This window comes from Nocardia iowensis (genome assembly GCF_019222765.1).
Taxonomy (GTDB): Bacteria; Actinomycetota; Actinomycetes; order Mycobacteriales; family Mycobacteriaceae; genus Nocardia; species Nocardia iowensis.
This window is the reverse complement of sequence record NZ_CP078145.1, coordinates 3559276-3585035: the sequence shown is the minus strand read 5'-3', so window position 1 is coordinate 3585035 and position 25760 is coordinate 3559276. Positions and strand designations below refer to the sequence as shown.

Genomic DNA, 25760 nt, shown 5'->3' with positions numbered 1-25760 from the left:
CATAAGGCAGCGCAGCTAAGCCGCGCCGTCGGCACAGCGTCGACAACGCCGCACGCGCCCACAGTGGAGTCGTGAGCCGAAACAATGTCCGGCGCGATGCGGAGGTGTGATGAGTACGGGAAATGATGTTCCCCGGCCGGGTATCGGCGGAAAGGCGAATAACCTTCGGATACTGGGTGATCGCGGTCTGCTCGTGCCGAAATGGACAGTGCTGGAGATAGCAGACTTTCGCAACTTCCTCGACGGTCACGATGTCGGCGCCGATTGGGAAGCGTTGATCAGCCGAGCCGAGGATCGTGAGCCGGGCGAGGCCGCCGACGACATCGCGGCGCTGTTGCGGCGGCTTTCCTCTTCGTCAGGGCTGCGTTATGCGGCCGCGCGTGCGGTGGACCGGGTGGGCGGGTTTCCCGTGGCTGTGCGTTCGTCGGGGCTGGAGGAGGACGGCAACCGCCATTCGTTCGCGGGACAATTCGCGTCTTTTTTGAATGTGCTCGATTTCGAAGCCGTGGTCGAGGCGATCATCGACTGCTGGGCGTCGGCGTATTCCGAACGCGCCCTGCGATATCGGTGCCAGCGCGGTATTCCGTTGTCTTCCGACGGAATCGCGGTGATCGTGCAGACCATGGTCGACGCCGATTGCAGCGGGGTGATGTTCACCCGCGATCCGATCACCGGAGCGCGGCGCACGATCATCAGTTCGGTCTTCGGTCTCGGCGAAGGATTGGTGTCGGGAATGGTCGATGCCGACACCATCGTCCTGGACAACCGGCGCGACGTCGTGACCAGAACCGTCGGGAACAAACAGCTCGAAACGGTGTGCGCGGCCAACGGCGGATTGGCGGTCCAATCGGTGCCTGACGCCGACCGTGCCCGTTTCTCGTTGTCCGACAGCGAAATAGGCCGACTGTGCGATCTCGCGGATCGGGTGCGGGCCGTGTTCGGCACCGATCAGGACATCGAGTGGGCCATCACGGACGACACCGTGTGGGTCCTGCAGTCGCGCCCGATCACCACCGGCCCGGCCGCAGACCTCGATCCTGGTGGAGGCGAACTACGTATCTGGGACAACTCGAATATTGTCGAGAACTTCGGCGGCGCGTCCTCGCCGCTGACCTTCACCGTCGCCGCCGATATGTACGGTCGGCTGTATCGGGAGTATGCGCGGTCGCTGGCGGTTCCCGAACAGCAGCTGTTGCAGATGGACCGCTGGCTTCCCTACATGCTGGGCAGCTTCCATCATCGGGTGCACTACAACCTGCTGCACTGGTATCGGATGGTGCGCATCGCGCCGGGATATCGGCTCAACCGCGCGATGCTCGAAGTCTCACTCGGTGTCGCGGAGCCCCTCGACGACGAACTCGCCCAGCAGCTACACCCGTTCGATTTCAGCTCACGCCCGCGCGCCCTGTGGTGGCGGACCCGCTCGGCGCTGGTGTATCTGCGCAAGATAGTGACCGTCGAACGGCTCGCCGAGCATTATCTGCGTGAGTACCCCGGCTGGCAGGCTCGCTACGAGCGCATCGACTACGAAACCTTCTCCGCTGACGAAATCTATCGGCTGCTGCGGGAATTCGAACGCGATGACGTCATCGCCACCGGGCCGATACTCGTCCTGGATGCGGTCCTGCTCACCTGCGGGGCATTGTTGTTCGGTCTGGCCAACCGGTGGCTGCCTCACGCGCCCACCTGGTTTCCCTGGGCGGTCGTCGCACCGGGACCCGACATCGAATCGGCCGAGCCCGCGGCGGCGCTGATCGAGCTGTCCACCGCGATTCAGGCCGACCCCGATGCCGCGACGCTGCTGGATCGAGTCCCGCCCGCCGAACTGCTCGACGCATTGCGGGCGGCCGGCAAAACCTCGCTGCTGGCCGACATCGACCGCTATCTCGACGATTTCGGTTACCGCAGTCCCGACGAATTGAAGCTGGAATCACCGAGCCTGCGTGATGACCCCGCACTGCTGGTCACCTTCCTACGGCAGGTACCGGTCACTCGCGCCGAGGGCAACGACGCCGCGCAGCAATATCTGGCCCAGCATCTGCACGGCCCGCGCCGGTTGGTTTTCGAATGGCTGCGCCGTAAGGTTCGCCGCGGGCTGGGCTACCGAGAACGAGTCCGCTTCTGCCGCACCCGAACCTTCGGCACGAAGAAGCGGATGATGCGTGCGCTCGGGCGTGGCCTCACGCGTCGAGGAGTCCTGGCCCGTGACACCGACGTCTTCTTGCTGCGTCTCGAGGAACTGCGCGGTTGCTTCGAAGGCACGGCCGACCCCGCAGACCTGGCCCGGGTGGTCGAGCTACGCCGAGCGCGACTGGCCGCCGACGAAAAGCTGCGTGCACCGGCACGATTCGACACCCACGGCTTTCCCTACGACGCGAACCTGTTGCGCGACGCCGGATTCGTCGCCACCGACTCCCCCACACCCAGCCAGGGACCCGTGTTGCAGGGCATCCCGTCGTGTGCCGGTGTGGTGGAGGCCGCCGCCGTGGTCACCGACACCCCGGTCGACGCCGAGGGCGGAATCCTGGTGGCCTACCGCACCGACCCAGGGTGGGTTTCGGTACTGCCCTCAGCGTCGGGACTGATCATCGAACGCGGCAGCCCGCTGACCCATCTGGCGATCGTCGCCCGCGAACTCGGCATCCCCACCATCGTCCAGGCACCCGGCATCACCGACCGCCTAACCACCGGCACCCGGCTACGCATCGACGGCGGGACCGGCTCGATCACCATCCTCGCCGCCGCCGAGCAGGCCGCGGCCCAGGACACGAACGAAAGGACGCAACAATGATCGACCTGGCTATCTCGAACGAGCCGAGCGTCGGCAGTGCTATCACGCCGCATGAGATGGCAACGCTGCTGGCCTCGGTCGCCGCGTCGGTGGATGTGCCCTCCGAGGCGGCGGTCCTGCTCGAGGGTTCACACGCGGAGGGGTTCGCCAATAGCAGCTCCGACGTCGACTTCCTGCTCATTCACCCCGGTGACCAGGAGTACCCGCTGCTGCGCAAGATCCTGTACCCGCCGGGGCGCCGCGTCGAAGTACGAATGCTGTCGGCGGGTCAGCTCGCCGTGCAACTGCGGTGGATCAAGGCCAGTGCCACGTCCGAGACCGGTCTCGACCAACTCACCGAGGATGACCTCGACCGCTGCCAACGGTTCCTGGGCGGGGTCGTGCTGGCCAACCCCGACCTCGCCGACGAACTGCGCGCTGTTTTGCCCCGCGAGGAGCTCGCCTACATCGTGTCGCGCTGGTGGGCGATGCAGGCCCGCCGATCGCTGTGGTACGCGGTGGGGCTGAACGCACTCTCGCAGCACGAGTCGGCCGCGGGCTGGGCACGCAACGGCCTGCAGCAGGCCATGAAGGCATATGTCGCGCGGCGCGGTGAGAGCTATCTGAAGATGAAATGGCTCGACCACCAACTGGATCGATGCAGTGGCCCGCTCGCCGCCGAATATCGTGATCTCCTCGACAGTGCCGGACGCGCAGACGGTTGCGGCCCCGCGCAATTCACTACCGCCGCCCTTGACCTCGCCCGCCACACCGGGTGGTCGACGGTCACCGACACACCTGCGTGCCTGGTCCTTACCCCGGCGGAGAACGTCGCGGAATTCGACTCCTCAGGACGAATGCACCTCATCCGCGACCGAACCGACGTTTTCGTGCTCAACGACAACGCCGCCCAGCTGTGGCGCAACCTACGAGCCGACCAGCCACTCACCGAGACACTCGCCGCGCACCCCGATCAAGCCGCGACCGTAGCCGAGTTCCTGCGGCTGGGCTTCATCACTCTGGGCCACGACGCCGAGGCCCCCCTGATCCCCTGGCAGCCCGAATGCCCACCCCTCGCGCCGCTGACTCCCCCGCCTGCCCGCACCGATATCACGCTGACACTATCCGGCGCCCCGATCGCACCCGACGACGACATCACCCTCTCGCCGCTGCCCGCGCCACGCTTTGCCCGATGCGGAACCGAATTGTTGTGGGCCGTCATCTTTTTCGCCGCCACTCGCGAGGACATGATCGGCGCGCTCGCACAACAGGACTGGACGGCCGCGACCGCGGCCTCGACAGCAATGCTCACCTACCTCGCCCGAGAAATCCTCACCGCCCACGGGATCGAACCGCTGCCCCCCGACAGCGACGTCATGCTCACCCTGCGCCGATTACGGTGCGAGCACCGCACCATGTTCGACTCCACCGCGCGCGCCGCGGCCGGCCCCATCAGCTCAGCCGACGATGGCGCGCACCGGCTGGGACTGCTGGACCGTTTGGCCGCGGACGTGGGCAAGGTCAGCGGCTGCGATCGGGTGCGCACCTACCTCGAGTCCAGCGAAGCCATCGAACGGATGGATCAGGTCGGGCGCACCTGGGGACAGCTCAATCTCACCCTGGGTCTGGGCCTGCGCTACGAGGAAGCCTATGGCGTGCTCGACGACGCCGGAAAGGAATCTCGATGACTCTGGCACTGGATGCGCCGCTAAGCGCCGATACCGACAAGCTGCGCCGCTATGTCGAGGAGGACCTCTATTTCTCCGAAAGCTTCGAGCAGCTGAGCGCACTGGTCGAGGACCCGGTGGCGTTCGCGCACCAGCACGCGATCTTGTTGTGCAAACCCGATGCCGTCATCGGGCGCCGACTCCAACCGTGCCTGCAATGGCTGGCGGCCAACGATTTCCGGATTGTCGCCGCCCGGTGCGGACGCCCCGACCGGCACCTGGCGCGCGCGTTGTGGACCCAACCGTGGCGCCACGCCAGCCGGGAACGGCGAATACTGGCAGATCTGCTGTGCGGACTCGCCGACGCGCTGGTACTCGTACTCACCCCCGGCACCGACACGGTTGCGGCAACGGCGGCCTTGACCGCCGCCAAGGGACCCGCTGATCCTCGTGCGCGCACACCCGGCCAATTACGCGAAACTCTTGGCGATTTCGGTTACCTGCTCAACCTGGTGCACACCCCCGACGACTCCGCCGACCTGATACGCGAGCTCGCGATCTACTTCGACGAACTCACCCGCACCCACGTCATCACCGAGGCACTGACGGGCCGCGATCGCAGTGCCGAGGCCGAGGCGCTGATCGGTGAACTCTACGACCGGACTCCGGCGCGCAGCCTGCATTTCGATGATGCCGCCGACGCGCTGGAACACTGGGCGCGCCAGCGAATCAAGCAGGCGGACAATGGTTTCGCCGACGCGGTGCGCGTCGCGTGGGACGCGGCGGGCAACGATCGTAGCGCCCGGCTGGCCGCCGTCCTGCGCCTGGCCTATCAGCACGACGAAACACCCGATCCCTGGGACAGCATCGTCGTCGGATCCGCAGTGCTGCCGATGGTCCGGACAGCTTCGGCCCGCGGGGTAGGTGTGTCATGACCGCACTGAATTTCGCGCACACCCTGGATCGGCGACTGGTGCACCGGCACGCCAACAGCGAGGTATTCGTCACCGCGGTCGACCGAGTCGACGAGAACCACTACGGCTTCGCCGCGCAACTGCCGCGCTGGCACCCGTTTTTCTCCGACGGCTGCGACGACCCGCATGCCTGCCACGATCTGCTGCTGCTCGTGGAGGTCGCTCGGCAAGGATCGTTCGCTTTGGCCCACACCTACGAGGCAGTGCCACTGCCCCAGCAGTTCCTCATTCGCTGGGTCAACGCGCAGATCCTCGAACCTGATGCCCTGCGCATCGGCGACACTCCGCTCGATGTGGTCTGTCACTGCCGGCTCGTGCGGCGTTTCCACCGCGAGCAGCAGCTCGTCGGCGCAATCTGCGAGAACGAGGTACGGGTCGGCGACCGCACGGTTGCCCGGATCGATTTCTCCGCGTCCTGGATGCCGCCGGAGCTGTTCGAGCGTCTGCGCCGCGAGTGGCGGGCCTCTTGCGGGCTGGGCTATCCCCCCTCGGCCCGGGTCGAACCGACCCGGTTACACCCCTACACGGTGGGGCGGACCAACCCGCTCAACGTGCTGATCGAGGCGGTGGTGCCGGGTGACGGCGCGATCGAGGCCACGGTCGTCGCCGACTCCCGCAACCCCACGCTGTTCGATCACCCGGTCGATCACGTGCCCGGGATGGCCCAGCTCGAGGCCGCACGTCAGCTCTCGACCATCGCGTGCCCGGCCCGGGGACGCCACCTCCAATTACGGTCGCTGCGCGCGGAATTCGCTTTCATCGCCGAACCGGATGTGACGTTGTCCTGCCACACCGAACTCACCGACGACGGTTCGACCCGCAGCCGCCTGCGCCAGCACGACAGGACCGTTGCCGAGATCAACCTGGGCTGGTCCGCTGCCTCAGCACCATCGCCGAACCGGGCCGTCGAACAGTGGGAGGTGGCTCGCACATGAACACCTCGACCACATCGAACATCGACCAGGCGCTGACCACCACCAGGGCGATCCGGCGCCGACTGGATCTGGATCGGCCGGTGCCGCGCGCAGTCATCGATGAATGCCTGCAGGTGGCACGCTACGCGCCCTCGGGGGCGAACCGTCAGGCGTGGCAGTTCCTCGCCATCGACGATCCGGCCACCAAACTGGCCGTGGCCGAACTCTATCGGCACGCCTTCGACCAATATCAAGCGCGCCTGACTATCGGATCGGAGCTGGACGTACCCGCCGAGGCACGGCGAGTGCTGGATTCGGCGCGGTTCCTCGCTCACCATTTGCATCGAGTGCCCGTGCTCGTGCTGGTGTGCCAGGACGGGCGCCCGCCATTGGCGGCGGGCCATCCCCGCCTATCAGGCTATTACGGCTCCATCTACCCGGCGATCTGGAGTTTTCTTCTCGCCGCGCACGCACGTGGGCTCGGCTCCTCCCTCACGACCGTGCACCTGGCTTACGAGCGCGAGGTCGCCGCGGTGCTCGGGATTCCCCACGAGCGCATCACGCAGATCGCGTTGCTGCCGGTGGGATTTCGCACCGGTCGCACACACCAGCCTGCTGCGCGGGCTGAGCTCACCGGCCGGGTGCATTGGAACGCGTGGAAGGAGGACGGCACCGATGACGATCGAGGTTGAATCCTCGGCCCGCGACAGTGGTTTCGGGCGGTTGACCCGGTTTGTCGCCGTGCGATTTCCGCCGTGGGTCCATGGACCTGTCGCGTTGTTGCTGGCGTGGTCGTTCGAGGCCTTGACGGTGTCGGTGGGCAGTCACCGGCCGTGGTCACCGGGGATCGGCAGCGTGGACCGAGCGGTGACTGTGGTGCTGGTGTTGCTGTTTCTGCGGATGGTCGATGAACACAAGGATCTCGACTACGACCGGATACACCACCCGGGTCGGCCGCTGGTCACCGGTGCGGTGCGGACAACCGATTTGCGGACCGGCCGGTGGATAACCGCCGGTCTGGTGTTGCTGCTCAATATGTACTCCCCCGCGCTCTGCGTCGCCGTGCTGCTCGTCCTCGGCGCGGGCCTGCTGTTGTGGGCGGTGGAGAACACCTGGCCGCCCGCGCGTGCGGACATCGTCGTCAATCTTGTTCTGGCCGTGCCCATTCACCTGCTGCTGAGCGGTTACCTCTATCTGTCACTGGTCCTGGCCGGAGCTGTGCGCGCCGACGCGAGGGTGCTGGTGGGCTTGATGGTGGTGTTCTGTGCACTGTTCATGCACGTCGAATTCGCGCGCAAGACCCGCCCTGGCGAATACGGAGAACGCCTCTACAGCGACGTGCTGGGCCCCGGTCTCAGCGCCACCATCACCGTGGCGCTGGCGGTGCTGGTGTCGGTGGTGCACGCGAGCCTGACGCGGCCGTGGCAGTTCCAGCACAGCGCCCTGGCGATCGCCCTGGTCCCGCAGCTGGCGCTGATCCTGCCGCTCTACGGCGCCCTGCGATTCCGACGCACCCGCAGCTGGCCGGTCGCCACGGCGGTGGCTTTCGCCGTGGTCTGCTGCCTGGGCTTCCTCGCCCACGCCGCACTGCCGCGGTAGCAAACGAATCCACCCCGCTTCGAGGAAGGAACAAGCCATGGATAGTTCCGCAATCCGAGTCGGCGTCGCGCCCGGACGGCTTCCGCTGCTCGGCCACGCATTGCCGGTGCGGCGCGACCCGCTGGGCTTTCTGCGTTCACTGCCTGAACACGGGGACATCGTTCGACTTCAGCTCGGCCCTCGACCGGTCTATCTCTTCACCGATCCGCACCTGGCACACGAGCTGCTGATCGGCCGCTGCGGACGGGTCAACCGCGACGGCCTGGCCGATGCCGGTCAGGCGCTGTTCGGCCGTTCCCTGGCGGTGATCAGCGGCCGTGCGCATCGGGCCCGCCGCCGCCTCTACAGCCCACCCCTGCGCGCCCAAGCCATCCCGCGTTACGTCGCCGCGATCGAGCAGCAAACGCGGGCGGTCACGGGGAGCTGGCACGACGGTGCGGCGCTCGACCTCGACCAGCAACTGCTCACTGTCTCGCTGGCCACCATGTGCGCTGCGTTGTATGGCACCCACCTCGCACCCGCACAATTGCGCACGGTCCAGACACACCTCCCCAGGGCCGTCACCGCGGCTTTCGACCTGGGGGCGGTACCGGCGCCATTGCGGTGGTCGATGTTGCGATCCCATCGTCGGCTGCGTAGCTGTGGAGCGGCATTGCGGCAGGTCATGAGCGATGTCGTGCAACAAGCACGCACCCGCGGGAACACCGGTGACCTGGTATCGGCCCTGCTGTTCGACACCGACGCCGAACTCGGCCGCCCGCTCAGCCACAGCGAAGTGGTCGACGAAATGTGCGGACTGCTCGAGGCCGGGGTCGACACACCCGCTACCGCGCTCGGATGGGCGCTCTACGAGATCGCCGAACACGCCGCGATCGCCGAGCAGTTGTACGCCGAACTCGACGCGGTCCTATGCGGCGGGCCCGTGACCGCCGAGCATCTGGACGCCTTGCCCTTCACGCGGTGGGTGATCCAGGAAGTCTTGCGGAAGTACTCGTCGTGGATTGTGCCGATGCGTACCGAATCCGACCTCCGGATAGGCGGGACGGTGATACCGGCAGGCAGCGTCGTGGCGGTGAGCCTGTATCTGATCCATCACGACCCCCGGTTCTTCCCCGACCCCGACCGGTTCGATCCGCAGCGGTGGTCACCCGAACGCGGTCAAGGATTCGGTCATGAAGCCGCGATTCCTTTCAGCGCCGGGGCCCGCAAATGCCCCGGAGACTCCTTCGCCATGACCGAACTGCTCATTCAACTGGCCACTATCGCCACGCAGTGGCGCTTCGAGCCGGTACCGCACACCACTGTTCGCACGACTGTTCGCGGTGTGGTCATCCGGCCCGAGCGGCTACCAATGGTGGCCCGGCGGCGCGGTGGCCCCAGCCATACGCCAGCTAAACAATGCGGCCGGGGTTGAACGCCGAGGTGAGCGGCATCCAGGGTTTCCGAGGAGGTGTGGTGGTGGGTCGAGTTGGAGTGCACGACGACATGGATGCGCGGGCTGAAGCGGTCTTCGGCCAGTTGCGTGATCGGGTGCCGGAATTGGCGCGCAGGATGATCGCGCGCGCCCGCGAGGTCATCCCCGAGGTCGCCGATCTCGATCCCGAGCAGCAGTCCCGGATGGAACGCTCGTTGCGGGAGGTGCTGGATCAGATCTGCAATCATTTGACCGGAGCGGATATGCGCGTCGATCATCTGTTCCTGGCTGGTTGGCAGCGCGCCGAGGCAGGGTTTCCGTTCGCCGCAATAGTTTCGGTGGTGCTCGAAACCACGCGTATGTTCCGAGAGGCGGCTGCGGCGCTGATCCCCGACGACGACCGTGTGCTGCGGGAAATGCTGAGCGATCGAATGTTCAGCGCGGTGAACGTGGGCACCCGCACACTGCTCGAGGGCTACCAGCAGGCGGCGGTCGAGCGCGCCCAGCGTGACACCCAGCGGCTGAGCACTCTGATCGAGGCGCTGCTTGCCGGGCGCGGCCGAGATCCCGACGTGCAAGGAACGGTCGCCGAATCGCTGGGACTACCGTTACGCGGTCGATTTTGTGTCGCGGTAGCGCGCCAGGACAAACCCTTCGAGGCAGTCGGTGTCGGTATACAACGCCGACCCAACGATTCAGCGCGGATTGTCCGCAGGCTCACGGCCGACGAGCAGGTCGCGATCGTGTCCCTGGCCGATTCGGACTGCCGACTCGTTCAGCAGTTCTGCAACGATCATCCCGACGCGCGGATCGGGCTCAGCATCGAGTATGCCGACATCGGTGAAACCGCCGAAGCGCTGCGGCAGGCCCGGCGTGCGCTGGCGAGTCTGGCGGGGACCACGCGACGCGCCGGCGTCTACGGAGACGACCCGCTGGCGATAGTTCTGCTGGCCGCACCGCGGGAGGCAACAGAACTCATCACCCGGCGCCTCGGCGCCGTGCGGGCGCTAGCTGTCCAGGACCGGGATATGCTGCTCGAGACGATCCGGGCCTGGTTCGACGCGGCCGGCTCGACTCCCCAGGCGGCCAATCGCCTGCATTGCCACCGCAATACGGTGCGCTACCGGCTGCAGCGAGTGCAGGAATTGACCGGCGTCAGCTTCGACGATCCGGTATCGACCGCCGAGCTACGCGTTGCTTTGCGAGCCTGCGAACTATTCCCCGACCGACCCGAGACGCGATAGACGGTGTGTGCCGGTGCCGCACGGCGTGCGGTGCATGTCGATGCCGACCGGTTCGGGGCTCGGGTGTCTGGGGGCACAACGAACGGGCGCAAGTATGGGTCCGGCGTCCATGCCCGCGGCGGGCGGGTCGTGCAAACGTGTAGCTATGGGCGTCAACAGTAGTCGCTACTGGTCGAGCCGAGGTGCACCCTCGCACTGGTGACCGGGCAATCGGTTGCCGACGTGTCCTTCGCGGGCAAGGACCCGACCCGCGTCGAGTCGAGTTCTTCTGGGAAGACCGTGCCCGCCGTGCGGTATCGGAATAGAGCAGCGGCAATCTCGTGCCGACCAAACCCCAGTCAGGAGGGTGCTTTGACCAGCCAGGACATGACGGTGCAGCTACTCGACACCGGCACGATGGAATGCGACGAAACATGGTTGCTCCTGCAGGGTGGGCGCACGATCGCGGATCGACATCATCGGGACATGCGCCGCCGCTGGGTCGGCTGCCCCACCCATGCCGTGCTGATCCGCCATCCCGATGCGACGCTGCTGTGGGACACCGGCGTACCCCGGGATTGGGAAACGCGGTGGTCAGCAACGGGATTCGAGGAGTATTTCCCGGTGCGCGAGCCGGTCGATGGTCCAGGGTTCCTGGATTCGGCGCTGGCGGAGCTGGAACTGGCTCCCGACGATATCGACATCCTCGTGCTGTCGCACCTGCATCTCGACCACGCCGCCAATGCGCAAATGTTCACCGGCGGCCACACCCGCATATTCGCGCACACCGACGAGATCGACGGCGTCGCCGGGCTGCCGGAATCGACAGGCGCCTACATCATTGACGACTTCGACGGCATCAATTTCGAGCCCGTCAGCGGCGACACCGAAATTTTGGACGGGGTCACCTTGGTCGAGTCACCGGGCCATAGCTGGGGAACCATGTCGCTGCAGGTGGATCTGCCCGAGGAGGGGACCAAACTGTTCACCTCCGACGCGGTGTATCTGGAGGCCAACTGGGGTCCACCGGCCGCGGGCGCGGCGATCGTGTGGGACAACGTGCGGTGGCTCGAGAGCGTGCAGCGGCTGCGCCAGATCGCCGAGCGCACCGACGCCCAGGTCATTTTCGGCCATGACGAACACCAGAAGGACAGTCTGCGATTCGCGCCCCACGGGCATTACCGCTAGGCGGCTGTGATGATTCTCTACGAATACAAATGCCGGCGCGGCCACCGTTTCGAACACCTGGCACCGCCGGACACCGAAATGATCTGCTCGGCGTGCGGGACACCAGCGCACCGCCTTCCCGGTGGGGGCCTGGTCGGTCACGCCGACCCCGGACCCGACCGGGCGCGGGCACCGGCCAGCTGGCGCGCGACCGGCAACGGTGATCGCGACACAATCCGCCATTGGCATCAAGTGATGACCCGGCGCCAACGGCTCGAGACGCAGTACCCGGAGCTGGCCGGCGACCGTCGACCGGTGCTCGCGCATGAGGGCCCCTTCGCGGCCCAGCCGCTCCGTATGGGTGATCGGGCAGTGCCGCGCGACTCGTAAGGAAGGGTCTCGGCTGGCGTGTCGCTGGTTGTGCGCGGGCACAGCCGCGTCGAGCAAACCCGCGCCGCACCAACAGCGTCGATGCACCCGCCACGGCGGCACGCTGAAGACAGGACAAGACACCGGACAAGGAGAGGTGACCATGCGAGCAGCTGTTGTCCACGCCACGGGTGACATCGAGATCGATGAGGTCGCCGACCCCGTTGTCCGCGAACCCACCGACGCGGTGGTCCGAGTGCACGCCAGCGGTATCTGCGGTACCGACCTGTGGCTGTACCGGGGTGACCAGCAGGTCGAGCCCGGCCGGCGGGCAGGACACGAATTCGTGGGCGAGATCATCGACGCAGGCCCGGAAGTACGCACCGTCGCCGTCGGCGATTTCGTGATCGCCCCGTTCCGGTGGAGCGACGGGACCTGCCCGTATTGCCTTGCCGGACTGCACAGTTCGTGCCCCAACGGGGGCGTGTGGGGCACCGGCGGGGTCGACGGCGGGCAGGGCGAGGCGGTGCGGGTGCCCTTCGCCGACGGGACGCTGGTACGGGTACCGCCGCCGGTGCACGACTCGATGCTGCCGAAGCTGCTTGCGTTGTCGGATGTGCTGGCCACCGGCCGCCACGCCGCCCGATGCGCGCGCGTGGAGCACGGGTCGGTGGCGGCGGTGATCGGTGACGGCGCGGTCGGGCTGTGCGCCGTGCTGGCAGCGAAATCGCTGGGGGCACAACAGGTCATCGCGCTGAGCCACCACACCGAACGAGCCGAGATAGCGAGCCGATTCGGTGCGACCGACATCGTGTCCGAGCGGGGTGAAGAGGCGGTGGCGCGGGTGCTGGAGTTGACCGGCGGGCTGGGCGCGAGCGCGGTACTCGAATGTGTCGGCGGAGCCCAGACCTGGCAAACCGCGATCGATATCGCCCGCGACGGCGCGACGATCGGCTATGTCGGCAAACCGGTCGGCATCGACGGGCTACCCCTCACCACCCTCTACAGCCGCAATATCGGCGTCGCGGGCGGTCTGTCCCCCGCGCGCGCCTATCTGCCGGAGCTGCTCGACGACGTCTTGGCAGGGCGCATCGATCCCTCGCCGATCTTCGACACCGAGGTAGTCCTCGACGATGTCGCCCGCGGCTATGCCGCGATGGCCGACCGCAAATCCATCAAGGTCATGGTCCGGCCATAGGGCTCGCGCTCAGGAAAGGAGATACGCCTATGTCTGCTCGGCACACACCGGCCCGGCTCGTCGTCGGCATGTCCGGTGCGACCGGCGCGATCATCGGGGTGCGGCTACTCGAACGATTACGCGAGATCCCTGAGGTGCAAACCCATTTGGTGATCAGCCGATGGGCGCGTAGCACCATCGAATGGGAGACATCGAGGACGGTACGGGAGGTGTCGGCACTGGCAGATGTCAGTTACAGCCCTGATGACCAGGCCGCCGCCATCTCCTCGGGCTCGTTCCGCACCATCGGCATGATCGTGGCCCCGTGCAGCATGAAGACGGTAGCCGCCATCCGCAGCGGATACGCCGACGGGCTACTCGCCCGCGCGGCCGATGTCACGTTGAAAGAGCGACGCAAGCTGGTCCTCGTGCCCCGCGAGACCCCGCTCAACGACATCCACCTCGACAACCTGCTCGCACTGAGCCGGATGGGCGTGGTGATCGCCCCGCCGATGCCCGCGTTCTATCGCCGCCCAGAAACCCTCGATGCACTGGTGGATCACACCGTCTCACGCCTACTCGACCAGGTCGAGTTGGGCGAGACCGACAACTACGAATGGCAGGGCTTCGCACAAGCACGCACCGCCAACGGTATCGGGCACGTCCCGACGCCACACACGCACGCCGCACAGGCAGGAGAAGCGCTGTGACTCTGTTGGATTCGAAGATCTGGACCGATCGCGTCTTCATCGACGGCTGGGAGTCGGCCGAGTCGAGCCGTCCCTCGGTGGAGCCAGCGACCGGTGAGCACCTCGCCAGTGTCGGGGTTCCCAGTCCGCAGGCCGCCGCCCGAGCCTGCGCCCTCGCGGCCCGCGCCCAGCGGCAATGGGCAGCAGCGAGTTATCAGGAGCGCGCAGCAGTATTGCGTCGGGCGGGTGAGCTGTTCGACCGGCACCGTGACGAGATCCAGACCTGGCTGATCCGCGAATCGGGCAGTGCACACGCGAAGGCCAGTTTCGAGATCGACCTGGTCATCCAGGAGTGCTTCGCGGCCGCTGATCTGGCCGGACGGGCCCTCGGCGAAGTGCTGCCCAGCGCGGAATTCCCGTTGAACCTCACCATGCGGGTCCCATGCGGGGTAGTCGCGGTGATCGCGCCGTTCAACGCTCCGCTGGAGTTGGCGATGCGCTCGGTCGCCCCGGCACTCGCCCTGGGAAACGCGGTGGTCCTCAAGCCCGATCGCCGCACCGCGATCTGCGGCGGAGTGAGCATCGCACGGGTCTTCGAAAAGGCAGGGGTGCCCACCGGTGTGCTGTCGGTCCTGACCGGGGACTCCTCGATCGGCACGATCATGCGCGAGCATCCCGCGGTCGATGTCGTGTCGTTCACCGGATCTACCGCCGTTGGCCAGCATATCGGTGTGCGCGCCGCGCACACGTTCAAGCGAGCCCACCTCGAACTCGGCGGTAACTCCGCGGTGCTGGTGCTGCCCGATGTCGACGTGGAATGGGCAGCACGCACCGGCGCGGCTGGCTCGTTCTTCCACCAAGGCCAAATCTGCATGGCTACCGGCCGGCACCTGGTACACGCCGATATCGCCGCAGACTACATCGAACAGCTCGTGCAGATCGCCGACTCACTGCGCGTGGGCGATCCCCGCGACCCAGCAGTCGACCTCGGCCCCATCATCGACGAAACCCAGCGCGACCGCATCCACGCCGTGGTCACCGACAGCGTCGCCGCCGGCGCCCAACTCGCCGCCGGCGGCTGCTACGACGGGCTGTTCTACCGGCCCACCGTGCTCACCGGCGTCTCCGACTCGACTCCCGCCTACGCCCAGGAAATCTTCGGCCCGGTCGCACCGGTGCGCACCTTCACCGATATCGAGCTGGGCCTCGCCATGGCCGCGGACTCCCAATACGGTCTCTCACTGGGCATCTTGACCGCCGACCCGGTCGCCGGCCTGGATCTGGCGGCCCGGATCCCCACCGGAATCGTGCACATCAACGGCCAAACCATCGCCGACGACGCCATCGCCCCCATGGGCGGCATGCGCCAGTCGGGATCGGGCTCGCGTTTCGGCGGGACGGCCAACCTCGAGGCGTTCACCGAACTGCGCTGGATCACCCTGGCCTCGGCAACGACATCGGCAAAGGTGAGCTGAACAATGCCCTACGACGACCTACGGGCGTTTCTCACCGCCCTCGACGACAACGGTCAGTTGCTGCGCATCTCCGACGAGGTGGCCGCGGAACCTGACCTGGCCGCAGCCGCCAACGCTCAAGCACGCCTCGGCGACACCGCACCCGCCCTGTATTTCGACCGGATCCACGGATTCGACGCCGCCCGGGTGGCCCTGGGTGTGCACGGTTCCTGGGCCAACCACGCCCTGGCTCTCGGGCTGCCCAAAGACACCCCGGTACGAGCCCAAATCGACGAATTCGCCCGCCGCTGGGATCAATTCCCGGTCGCGCCGCGCTGGCGAGATGATCCACCGTGGGCACAGAACACCGCCGAAGGCGACGACGTCGACCTGTTCGGGGTGCTGCCGCTGTTCCGGCTCAATGATGGCGACGGTGGCTTCTACATCGACAAGGCGGCCATCGTCAGCCGCGACCCGTACGATCTCGACAACTTCGGCAAACAGAACGTCGGGATCTACCGGCTACAGGTCAAAGGCCGCAACCGGCTCGGCATCCAGCCGGTGCCGATGCACGACATCGCACTGCAACTGGCCAAGGCAGAAGAGCAAGGACACGACCTACCGGTCGCGATCAGTCTGGGCAACGACCCGGTCACCACCTTTGTCGCCGCCATCCCCCTGGCTTACGACCAGAGCGAATACGAGCTCGCCGGCGCCCTGCGCGGCGCGCCCGCGGTGCTCTCGCGCGCCCCACTCACCGGCTTCGACGTCCCGTGGGGCAGCGAAGTGGTGCTCGAAGGTGTCATCGAAGCACGGACCCGCGAAATCGAAGGCCCGTTCGGCGAATTCACCGGTCACTACTCCGGCGGACGACGCATGCCGGTCATCCGTATCGACCGCGTCCACTACCGCACCGACCCCATTTTCGAATCCCTCTACCTCGGCATGCCCTGGACCGAACTGGACTACCTCATCGGCCCAGCCACCTGCGTGCCGCTCTACAAACAACTCAGCGCCGAGTTCCCCGAGATCCGCGCGGTCAACGCCATGTACACCCACGGGCTGCTCGCGATCATCGCCACCGGCAAACGCTACGGCGGCTTCGCCAAGGACGTCGGTCTGCGCGCCATCACCACCCCCCACGGGCTCGGCTACCTGAAAATCGTCGTCGTCGTCGACGAAGACGTCGACCCGTTCAACCTGCCCCAGGTCATGTGGGCGCTCTCGACCAAAGTCAACCCCGCAGGTGACCTGATCAATCTGCCGAATCTCTCTGTCCTGGAACTGGATCCAGGATCACAACCGCCCGGCATCAGCAACAAACTGATCATCGACGCCACCACCCCGGTCCCACCCGACAGCCGCGGGCACTACCACCAACCGGTTCGTGACCTGCCCGAGACCGGCGAGTGGATCACCCGACTATCAGCTCTCATCGCCGACCGCAGGAAATGAGGACCCCTATGTGCCCGCGCTGTGACAACACCGAAACCCATGTTCTTGCCCACGCCCCGGTAGCCGACACGTGGCAGGTACTGCAGTGCACGCGCTGCCTCTACACCTGGCGCACCACCGAACCCCCGCGCCGCACTCAACCCGAGCTGTATCCCGAACAGTTCCGGATGACCGACACCGACATCAACACCGCACCCGAGGTCCCCGCCATTCCGCCGCTGCACTCAACCGACCAGCACAGCTGATCGGCGCCACCGCCACGCTGCGCCGTATCGAACAGGGACCACCGAGCCTGTGACCCTGCGGCGAGCCTGGTCACATCCGGCACTGGGCGGACATTGGTCGTCCTAATGAACTCCTACCGTCGAACGCTCACCCCGGCCGAAGGAGTATCCATGCAACCCGTCCACCCTGACACCGCCTTTCGTGTGGTCACGTCCATGCGCCCCGCCGGGGATCAACCAGCAGCTATCGCTACCCTGGCCGCCCGGATCGCCGCGGGAGAACGACATTCGCTGCTGCACGGCGCGACCGGCATCGGCAAGACCGCGACCCTGGCCTGGCTGGCCGAACGCGTGCAACTCCTTATGCTCATCATCGCCCCGAACAAGCTGCTCGCCCGCTACCTGCCCAAGGACGCCATCACCGACGGCGCGGTCGACGCCGCCCGCTACCAGGCGCTGGAATCGCTGCTGGTTCGGCGCGACGTCATCGTCGTCGCCACCGTCTCCGCCATCTACGGCATGGCCACACCGGCCGACTACTACGACCACGCCCTCACCCTGAGGACCGGCACCACGACCTACTCGCATCAACAACTGCTCGACGATCTGGTCGCGATCGTCTACCGCCGCGACGATACTCGGTTGCAGCGCAGCGGCTTCCGGCTGCGAGGAGACACCATCGAGGTCATGCCCACCTGGGGTGGCGGGAGTTGTCGCATCGAATCCTTCGGCGACGAGATCGAGGCCATGCACCACCTCGAACCAGACACCGGCCGCCTCGCCGAGCCGACCGACAAACTCATGATCTTCCCCACCAAGCGCCACATCGCCCTGGCGCAGCGCATCCCCGCCGCGCTGATCCAGACCATCGGCCGCGCCGCCCGCAATATCGCCGGGGAAATGCACCTCTACGCCGACACCACCACCCCGGCCATGCACGCTGCCATCACCGAGACCGACCGCCGCCGCGCACGTCAACTCACCCACAATCAGCGACACGGCATCACAGCACACACCGTGAGCGCATCGCCGACCCCACCCGCAGCCGGGACGCGGTGACATGGACGGACTGTTCGCTGTCCCTGATCCCGACGCCAGTGGTGTCGATGCGTTCGGCGCCATGACCTTCCACGAACAACGCGCCAAGTCGCTGCTCAACCCGATGTCCGGCGGGGGCGAGATCGCCTGGACGCTCAACCCATACCGGGGCTGCGCGCACGCCTGCACCTACTGCTTCGCTCGCCGCGGTCACCGTCACCTGGGCTGGGACATCGGCGAGGACTTCAGCACCCAGATCGTGGTGAAAACCAACGCCGCCGCCGTTTTGCGCAGCGAGTTGCGGCGCGGCCGCGGCACCGGCGGCTGGGTCATGGTCGGCACCGCCACCGACTGCTACCAGCGCGCCGAAGCCCGCTACCGGCTCATGCCCGAGATCCTCGCAGCGTTAGGCGACTATCGCATCGACTTCACCATCGCCACCAAAAGCGCCCTGCTCGCCCGTGACACCGACTTGTTCGCCCGCGCCGCCCGCCACGCCGACGTCCTGGTCATGGTGTCGCTCGGCAGCCTCGACGACCGCGTCCGCCGCGCCTTCGAACCCGCCGCCGCGCCCCCAAAGCTGCGGCTCGACCTCATCCGGACCCTTAACCGCGCCGGGGTGCCCACCGGCGCACTGCTCGCCCCAATCATCCCCCACGTCGGCGATCACCCCGCCGCCCTGAACGCACTCGTCGACGCCTGCACCGAGGCTGGCGCGGTCACCGTCTTCCCCGATGTCATGCGCATCGACCCGGCCCTGCGTCCCTGGTTCCTGCAGCGCGCCGCCGACACCCTGCCCCCACGGCTGTACCACCGCCTCGCCGCCCGCTACCGCCACCACCGGGCCATGCCCACCGACTACACCACCGAGCTGGCCCGCCATGTGCATGCCCGCGCCGCCGGACACGGACTCCCCACCTGGAAACAGTACGTCCACAACCTGAAACCGCCCACCCACGCGGGCGAACAGCTGCCGCTACTTTGACGACTGCGAGAGTTCAAATAGTGAAATGTCGAGACTCGAGACATGCGCTATTCACCTCGATGAGTAGAGCCGCGCCGCACTGGTCCTCGACCCGACCGACCAACGCACGAACATGCGAACCGCAACTCCCGCTGGCTGTTCCAGGCCGTCGCGCCAGACAACCGCTCCGCCCGAAACCTTCGGCCAGCAGTCCACCCACCTGCACGGCCTTTGGGGAGACTGCGTGTCGATTCCGGTGCGATCCTGACCCCGTAGTTCCGGGCGAACGCTGACCCACCCTGTGCCGAATCATGAGGTGCTCAACATGGAGGACTGGGCGGGAATCCGCCGATTGCATCGGGCCGAAGGCATGCCGATCCGGGCCATCGCCCGGCGTATGCACGTCTCGAAGAACACCGTGAAGAAAGCCCTAGCTGCGCACGAACCCCCGAGATATCAACGGGCGGCGAAGGGCTCGGCGGTCGATGCGTTCGAACCGCAAATTCGGGCGCTGCTATCGGAGTTCCCGGACATGCCGACCACGGTGATCATGGAACGGATTGGCTGGCAGCGCGGCAAGACGGTGTTCTTCGAACGGGTGCAGCAGCTGCGGCCGTTGTTCACGCCGCCAGACCCGGCCTCGCGCACTGAGTATCAGGCCGGCGAGCTCGCCCAGCGCGACCTATGGTTCCCGCCAGCAGATGTCCCGTCGGGATTCGGCACTCGAAACCGTTCTCGCGCTTGGCCGTTGCCGCAGGCAAAATCATACGATGGCATGGGAATGGGTGGGTCCGACGGCGACCGGTGTGGCAGCGGTGACCGGTGTCTTCTTCACGTGGCTCAGCGGCCATCAGGGACGCAGGCAGGTGGAATGGATGGCTCGGCGCGGTGAGGAATCGGCCGCACTCAGCCGATCGGTAGCGGAACGACGTGAGGCGTATTTCACCGCGCTCCGAGCAGCTGATCTGAACTTGCGCCGCAAACGCTATGCCCGCCAGGGCAAGGCGGCCAAGCTGGCCGAGATCGAACAGACCTGGACAAAATCCGAACGCGTACGACTCGAGATGGACGCGGGCATAGCCGTAGCGACATTCGGCAGCCCCCGCGCTCGCGAGCTCATGGCGGCCTGGAACCGAGCTTCGAACGATGAGGACGAGCAGCAGATGCGCACCGCTTATCTGGCTTTTGTAGATCTCGCCCGTCAGGAATTGGGACGACTCCCGCAGGATCCGTAGCGCGCGCATCGGCATGTGCGCGCGTTTGGATGTGCTGTCAGCCAACCGGTTTGGACGGCCGTCCAACGCGCGCCCGGCGGCATGAGAGTGTACTTGCGTCAACTGAAGTCAGCGGGACGGATTCCAGAACCGTTTGATGTAGAACGACTTGCGACGTCGGGTATCGCAACTGGCAAGGCGAAAAGCGTTGCGAGCGAATAATAGCTCTCGCTCATCGGCCCGCTGGCTGGCTCGGTCAGCGCGGTCGGCGGCGATAGCGGAATGCGCCTACGGCCGGTGTTCGGCGTCGTCGGGCAGAACGAATCGATGGATGGCCGCCACGACTTTCGCAACTGCGCACCAGCTTCCAGGTGAATCAGAGTCCCTCAGGTTCCCTCACAACTCGTCAGACCCGGCCGCGGACGAGGTCGATCAACCGCCCGAGCACGTGATCGCCCGACGCGCGCAGCCCGTTGTGCTCGTACTCGTTGGTGATCCACGGCCGCAGTGTCGGGATCAACCGCGCGGTCTCCTCGGAGAACTTCCGCTCGACGTACATGTCGTTGGCGTAGATCGCGGCCGCCGCCGGGACCGTGCACTCGCGCAGCACGTCGGCGTCATACAGGCGCGGCCACTCGTGTGCGGCGAGCAGCTCGGCGGTCTCCTTCATCGGCCGGAGACCGTGGAAGTCGTCGAAGAGCCAGGGGAACACGTGCTCTCCGGTGAACAGTGTCCGGTCGGTGCGGAACATGTCCGGCAGCACGCGCTCGGCGGACCAGCGGGTGGGGAATCCGTCGGAGTAGGACGACTCGTGGATCACCGAGTACAGCGGATTGCGCGTGGTGAACGGCAGCGAGTTGGCGACGTCGTGCGCGAAGGCGGAGGACTTCGGGTCGCGTTCGAGCAGATAATGCAGCGCCTCCTCGCCGCCGCTGGCACCGAGGACGTACCCGAGCTGCTGGAACAACCGCGCGGTGAGCGGACTGCCGTCGGGCAGGACGACGGCCCCGTCGTCGAGCATCGGCAGCAGCGCCTCGACCCGGCCGCGATCGCCCGGATAGCGGAGGTAGTACTGGCGGTTGCGCTCGATCAGGTTGGCGAACGTCGCGGTGTAGACCTCGTCGGGATGCCGCGCGATCGGCGGCAGCCCGCCGGTGAAGAAGGCCTCGGCCAGGGCTTCGGGAGCGTGGGAAAGGTAGGCGAGCGTGCAAAACCCGCCGAACGACTGCCCGAGCACGCTCCACTTCTCGACGCTCAGCTGCCGCCGCACGAACTCCGCGTCGCGGACTATCGCGTCGGCGCGGAAGTGGGTGAGGTATTCGGCCTGCTCGGCCGGAGTGCCGGACAACGTGCCGACCGGCGTGGACCGTCCGGTGCCGCGCTGGTCGAGCATCAGCACTCGGTACTCCTGCAACGCCCGCGGCAGCCAGCTCGGCGCCCCACGCGACGGCCGCGGCGCCTCGTGCCCGGGCCCGCCTTGGAGGTAGAGGAGAAACGGCCGGTCGAGCCCGTCCGGATCGGCGATCTCCCGAGCGAAGACGGTGATCTTCGGGCCGTCAGGGCGGGAATGGTCGAGGGGGACGGAGAACTCGTGCTCGGTGAGTACCAGGCCGGGGATGCGCACGCTGGTTGCCATGCGGGCGATTCAACCAGAACGGGCTCTGGGGCGGCCACGTGAATTGACCTGAGAGTCCAGTGTATTCGGCCACGTTTCGACCGATCGGACGGTAGCGGTCGGCACTGAGACCGGCTATATGGTGCGTCTCGCCCCCCGAGATGATCTCGGCAGGTTGATCTTTCGAGCATGCCGCATGACCGCCTCGAACCGCGCGGGTCGCGGCAAGAGAGTGCGTTCCGATCGGCCATGAGCATTCGGTTCGTCGGAGCGTTCTGCGAATTCTGGGCGTGGCCCACTCAGACTCGCCTAGTACTGCAACTGCACTCGCGTGGTTCGGTGCCGGTAGACCTGTCGGCTGGTGTCGGATCGTGCTCGTGGCCCAGCGACCATCACCAAGATCTATGGCCGGGTCGGCGCGTCCGACCACGACCAGGCGGTTTCAGAACACCGGAGAGCACGCGGTAATCGCCTATACCGGATGTACTGCGCCGCAGTCGATCTCGTCACGCAAACGCCCGCACCGCGGCAATACCGGACGTTCGTGAGGCGCCGAGCTGCTGTTCGCCAAACGTGACAACACTCAGCTGCCGACAGCTCCTGTCGTTGGTCATGTTGTGCGTGGTCTCCGGTGTGGGGGATATGAAACCGCCTCAGCTGGGCCAGGTCGCCCGGCTGAGGCTATCGAGAGACACGCCCTAGTGTTGTGTCATTGCAACGCTAGCTCGTCGCGGGCTCACTCGTCTCGGGCCGGTGCTGCCGCTCACTCAGCACGAGCGCGCCCGCCGCCAACAGGTAGAACGGCGACAAGAGCAGCAAATCCCATCCCGCCGTGTCGTTGTGCTCGAGCGCCTTCATCCCGAGATATCCGTCTACCGCGCCGAGAACGGCCAGAATGCCTGCGGCCCAGCGCGTTCCGAGCCGGTAATGCCTGCGCGGCAGCGCGAATACGACTGCGGGCAGCAGCACCACGAGGCCGGACTCTGCGACATATACGAGCCATTGCTCGAGCAGCGGCCGCGTCGGCAGGTAGGCCACCCCGATGGCCTTGAAGTGGATCGCCTCGGCGTCGCTGTGGATCGCCCCGGCGTCGCTGTCCGGCAGCTCCGGGAAGTCCGCAGTGAGCACCTGTGGTAATGCGACCAGGACCAGGGTCAACACGCGCCAGCAGGTGACGCAGCGCCACCACCGCCCCAGCGACACCATCATGCCTCCGTCCGATCTGAGCGACCTCTCCGCGGGCGACGCTACCCGCGCAGCCCATCCGCAGCGAAATCCTGTACCCGGCGTGCCTCCGGCCGAAACCCACAGGCCGACAACGGATCCGTCAGAAGGCATGCCGGGATGACGAAGATGGATGCTGCAGACTGCGAACGCCCGGGACACCAGAACTACGGCACCCGGAGCTGACAACGAGGTGCGCGAGAACGTCCAGCACGCTGCTCTCGATGCCATGCTGTCCATGCTTCATGGCCTGATGAGGACTACGGGATCGTTCCCCGACAGCCGGTATTCGGCAAGACCGGATGTTCTGCGCCGCAGTCGATCTAGCCACGCAGAACGCTCGCGCAGCGGCAGAAGAGTGTGTTTTCCAGCCGGTCGATGATGCACCTCATCGGCGGATGAGACGGCACTAGTGGGCATCCCCAGCTGAGCCGATGCACTGAAATTGGCATGAGTGCAATGAGTTGAAGCGGCCAGGCACCGTTATTAGAGAACGTCCGCGTGTGGTTCGGCCGGTTGCTGTGCGTAGCATCCCGCGAAAGATCAACGGCCCGAGGTTAACTCGGGCCGTTGCAGGGTGTGCCGATGTCCAGCCATCAGCAAGCAATCGCCGGACGTACCGGCCATCTCGGTCCCTGGGACTGGCGGAGTGGGTTATGGCTGCTTCGAAAGGTTGATGCCATTCCAGCCGTTCCAGCAATCAATTTCGTCGTATCGCCCCTCGCGCATACTGGGTAGTTCGCTGTCATGGAACTGCTCTGGCGCCTTGGCGGTAATCCGCACCTTGTAGTCGGGGGTGATGCACGGCCCGCCCGAGCGGTGTCGGGAGATCGGGCGGCGACCTAGTTTGTCGGCAGAATCGTCGCGGCCGGTGCGGCGACGACGGGGGGCGCGGTGACAGCCTCCGCGGTGGTAGCGGCCGAAACAGTTGCGAGCCCGCGAGTCTCGCGAGCGGGTGTTGGTCGCCGCCGCTCACCTTTTCGCGTAGTGCCGGTACGCAGTCACGCTGCCGGATTTGCGGGCTTCCTCGAGGTAACCGCGCCATTTCGCGCGGGCACAAACAGTCCGAGGCTCGTCGCTGCCGCTGATCTGCTGCGTCTGGTCGCCGCGTTCAGACCGCCGTCGAGTACGCCGACGTTGTCCAAGCGTTGGTCGCGCGCCGATCGAGGAGCATCCGCTCGACGCCAGGCGCTGAACTCCGGCGCCGTCCTGATCGTCGCCGTGCTGAGCAGGCCGCACGTTCAAGGCGGGAATGCTGAACTCATGGTCCTTCGTTCAGGGGTTATCGAAGAGAGTGACTACGCTCTGCGGTGCGTCCGGGCCGTAGAAGATCTCCAGGTTCTGCGCCGAGCGGTCGGCGACCTCGCTACTACGCGGGAATAGCCGCGCTTCGTAGGCGGCGAGCGCGACCTCGATGTCGGGTTGCTCGACCAGCTCGCTGGCCAGGTCGGCACCGTCGTACATGGCGAGGTTCGCGCCCTCGCCGGAAAAGGGTGACATCAAATGAGCGGCGTCGCCGACGAGCGTCACGCCGGGCGTCCGGTCCCATCTGAGCCCGACGGGAAGGGCATAGATGGGTCGGAGCAACGGTTTCGCGTCGCTCGCTGTCACGAAGGCGGTGAGCAGCGGTGACCAGCCGTCGAACTCGTCGCAGACTTGACGCAGGCCAGCGGACGGGTCGCCGAAGTCGATCGACCTCATCCACCCCTCGGGCTTGTTCAGCACCACGTAGCCGCGCACGAGCCCGTTGGCGTAGCGATGGACGGTGATGCCTTTGCCCGGCGCGGCCGCTATCAGAGTGCCGCTGCCGATTGCGGCCACACTAGCCCGATGGTTCGGATCGCCTGGGGCAAGAGCGATCTCGATGAAGCAGGTTCCGCTGTAGCGAGGCGTGGCAGGGGTGAGCAGCGGACGCACCGTGGACCAGGCACCGTCCGCGCCGATGACAATGTCGGCGCGCGCGGCGGAACCGTTCGCGAAGGTGAGGTCGCAACCACCTTCCGGACGGTGCCGGATCGAGGCGAGCTTGTGGCCCCACCTGATCGTCTCGGGCGTCAGCGAGTCGATGAGCAGGCGCCTGAGTTCGCCACGATCCACCTCCGGACGGGCCGAACCGGGGTCTGCGGGTCGGTCGAACAGGATCGTGCCGTGGCGGTCGACCACGCGTTTGGCGTCCTCGCCGGGGCGCACCAGAGTGCGAAAATCGTCGTACAGACCGGCTGCGCGAAGCGCGACCTGTCCGGTCTCTTCGTGGATGTCGAGCAGGCCGCCCTGCGCGCGGGTCGTCGCCGAAGTCTCGCTCTCGTAGATCGTCGTGGCGACGCCGTGAGCCTGAAACACCCGGGCGAGCGTCAGCCCGCCCAGTCCCGCTCCGACGATGGCGATGGTCTTCTCCATATTGCGCTCCTCTGTTGTGCCGGCACGCGCCGGTGCTGGTCGGCGCCGGGAGCGGACGGGATGCCCGATCTCGGCAAGGAGACGCTCATCGATCAGAACGGTCCTGTATCGATGTATGCGCGATGTTCGGCGGGCGGCTGGCTCCGCGGAGCATCGTTTTTCGCGACCTTGGGACTCTATCCCGGCATCCGCCTCGCGGGCGACCGGGGCTG

General features: G+C 66.5%; 22 protein-coding genes. 19 read left to right on the top strand and 3 right to left on the bottom strand.

The window, feature by feature from the left end; translation table 11 throughout:
* Window positions 1-109: 109 nt before the first annotated feature.
* The 19 genes from KV110_RS16535 to KV110_RS16445 all read left to right on the top strand — a co-directional run bounded on the left by KV110_RS16535 (window position 110) and on the right by KV110_RS16445 (window position 20333).
* Entirely contained in the window at window positions 110-2791 is a 2682-nt protein-coding gene (locus tag KV110_RS16535; protein ID WP_218477086.1) for a phosphoenolpyruvate synthase, read from the top strand.
* The gene (locus KV110_RS16530) at window positions 2788-4458 is read left to right on the top strand and encodes a hypothetical protein (protein WP_218477084.1); all 1671 of its coding nucleotides are present in this window, start codon (window positions 2788-2790) and stop codon (window positions 4456-4458) included. The genes KV110_RS16535 and KV110_RS16530 overlap by 4 nt, the downstream gene beginning before the upstream one ends.
* A complete protein-coding gene (locus KV110_RS16525; RefSeq protein WP_218477083.1) occupies window positions 4455-5372 on the top strand; it encodes a nucleoside-diphosphate kinase in 918 nt (305 codons plus the stop codon). The genes KV110_RS16530 and KV110_RS16525 overlap by 4 nt, the downstream gene beginning before the upstream one ends.
* Complete coding sequence (locus KV110_RS16520) at window positions 5369-6346, top strand: AfsA-related hotdog domain-containing protein (RefSeq protein ID WP_218477080.1); 978 nt, start codon at window positions 5369-5371, stop codon at window positions 6344-6346. Before KV110_RS16525 ends, KV110_RS16520 begins: the two co-directional genes overlap by 4 nt.
* Window positions 6343-7017, top strand: coding sequence for a nitroreductase family protein (locus tag KV110_RS16515; protein ID WP_218477078.1), 675 nt, complete (start codon window positions 6343-6345; stop codon window positions 7015-7017). The genes KV110_RS16520 and KV110_RS16515 overlap by 4 nt, the downstream gene beginning before the upstream one ends.
* A complete protein-coding gene (locus KV110_RS16510) occupies window positions 7001-7924 on the top strand; it encodes a hypothetical protein (RefSeq protein WP_218477076.1) in 924 nt (307 codons plus the stop codon). The genes KV110_RS16515 and KV110_RS16510 overlap by 17 nt, the downstream gene beginning before the upstream one ends.
* A gap of 37 nt (window positions 7925-7961) precedes the next feature.
* Window positions 7962-9338 carry a cytochrome P450 gene (locus tag KV110_RS16505; protein ID WP_218477074.1) on the top strand — a complete coding sequence of 459 codons (1377 nt, stop codon included), beginning with the start codon at window positions 7962-7964 and terminating at the stop codon, window positions 9336-9338.
* A gap of 41 nt (window positions 9339-9379) precedes the next feature.
* The gene (locus KV110_RS16500; protein WP_218477073.1) at window positions 9380-10582 is read left to right on the top strand and encodes a PucR family transcriptional regulator; all 1203 of its coding nucleotides are present in this window, start codon (window positions 9380-9382) and stop codon (window positions 10580-10582) included.
* Between the two features lie 351 nt (window positions 10583-10933).
* Complete coding sequence (locus KV110_RS16495) at window positions 10934-11749, top strand: N-acyl homoserine lactonase family protein (RefSeq protein WP_218477072.1); 816 nt, start codon at window positions 10934-10936, stop codon at window positions 11747-11749.
* A 9-nt stretch (window positions 11750-11758) separates the two neighbouring features.
* The gene (locus KV110_RS16490) at window positions 11759-12118 is read left to right on the top strand and encodes an FmdB family zinc ribbon protein (RefSeq protein ID WP_218477071.1); all 360 of its coding nucleotides are present in this window, start codon (window positions 11759-11761) and stop codon (window positions 12116-12118) included.
* 142 nt (window positions 12119-12260) lie between these two features.
* Window positions 12261-13295, top strand: coding sequence for a zinc-binding dehydrogenase (locus KV110_RS16485; protein WP_218477070.1), 1035 nt, complete (start codon window positions 12261-12263; stop codon window positions 13293-13295).
* 29 nt (window positions 13296-13324) lie between these two features.
* Window positions 13325-13984, top strand: coding sequence for a UbiX family flavin prenyltransferase (locus KV110_RS16480; RefSeq protein ID WP_218477069.1), 660 nt, complete (start codon window positions 13325-13327; stop codon window positions 13982-13984).
* Complete coding sequence (locus tag KV110_RS16475; protein WP_218477068.1) at window positions 13981-15438, top strand: aldehyde dehydrogenase family protein; 1458 nt, start codon at window positions 13981-13983, stop codon at window positions 15436-15438. The genes KV110_RS16480 and KV110_RS16475 overlap by 4 nt, the downstream gene beginning before the upstream one ends.
* Window positions 15439-15441: 3 nt before the next feature.
* On the top strand, window positions 15442-16872 hold the full coding sequence (locus tag KV110_RS16470) for a non-oxidative hydroxyarylic acid decarboxylases subunit C (RefSeq protein WP_218477067.1): 1431 nt from the start codon (window positions 15442-15444) through the stop codon (window positions 16870-16872).
* Window positions 16873-16880: 8 nt separating this feature from the next.
* Window positions 16881-17117, top strand: a complete 237-nt coding sequence (locus KV110_RS16465; protein ID WP_218477066.1) for a non-oxidative hydroxyarylic acid decarboxylases subunit D — start codon at window positions 16881-16883, stop codon at window positions 17115-17117.
* Window positions 17118-17267: 150 nt separating this feature from the next.
* On the top strand, window positions 17268-18155 hold the full coding sequence (locus KV110_RS16460; protein ID WP_218477064.1) for a DEAD/DEAH box helicase family protein: 888 nt from the start codon (window positions 17268-17270) through the stop codon (window positions 18153-18155).
* A gap of 1 nt (window position 18156) precedes the next feature.
* The gene (locus KV110_RS16455; RefSeq protein WP_218477063.1) at window positions 18157-19119 is read left to right on the top strand and encodes a radical SAM protein; all 963 of its coding nucleotides are present in this window, start codon (window positions 18157-18159) and stop codon (window positions 19117-19119) included.
* A 304-nt stretch (window positions 19120-19423) separates the two neighbouring features.
* A complete protein-coding gene (locus KV110_RS16450) occupies window positions 19424-19990 on the top strand; it encodes a helix-turn-helix domain-containing protein (protein WP_218477062.1) in 567 nt (188 codons plus the stop codon).
* A complete protein-coding gene (locus tag KV110_RS16445; RefSeq protein WP_218477061.1) occupies window positions 19974-20333 on the top strand; it encodes a hypothetical protein in 360 nt (119 codons plus the stop codon). The genes KV110_RS16450 and KV110_RS16445 overlap by 17 nt, the downstream gene beginning before the upstream one ends.
* A gap of 385 nt (window positions 20334-20718) precedes the next feature.
* Here KV110_RS16445 and KV110_RS16440 read toward each other — a convergent pair whose 3' ends face one another.
* The 3 genes from KV110_RS16440 to KV110_RS16430 form a co-directional block, all read right to left on the bottom strand.
* The gene (locus tag KV110_RS16440) at window positions 20719-21948 is read right to left on the bottom strand and encodes an alpha/beta fold hydrolase (RefSeq protein ID WP_246634583.1); all 1230 of its coding nucleotides are present in this window, start codon (window positions 21946-21948) and stop codon (window positions 20719-20721) included.
* A 699-nt stretch (window positions 21949-22647) separates the two neighbouring features.
* Window positions 22648-23136 (bottom strand): hypothetical protein, encoded by a 489-nt coding sequence (locus KV110_RS16435; protein ID WP_218477060.1) that lies wholly within the window; start codon window positions 23134-23136, stop codon window positions 22648-22650.
* Window positions 23137-24426: 1290 nt separating this feature from the next.
* A complete protein-coding gene (locus KV110_RS16430) occupies window positions 24427-25548 on the bottom strand; it encodes an FAD-dependent oxidoreductase (RefSeq protein ID WP_218477059.1) in 1122 nt (373 codons plus the stop codon).
* Window positions 25549-25760 lie beyond the last annotated feature (212 nt).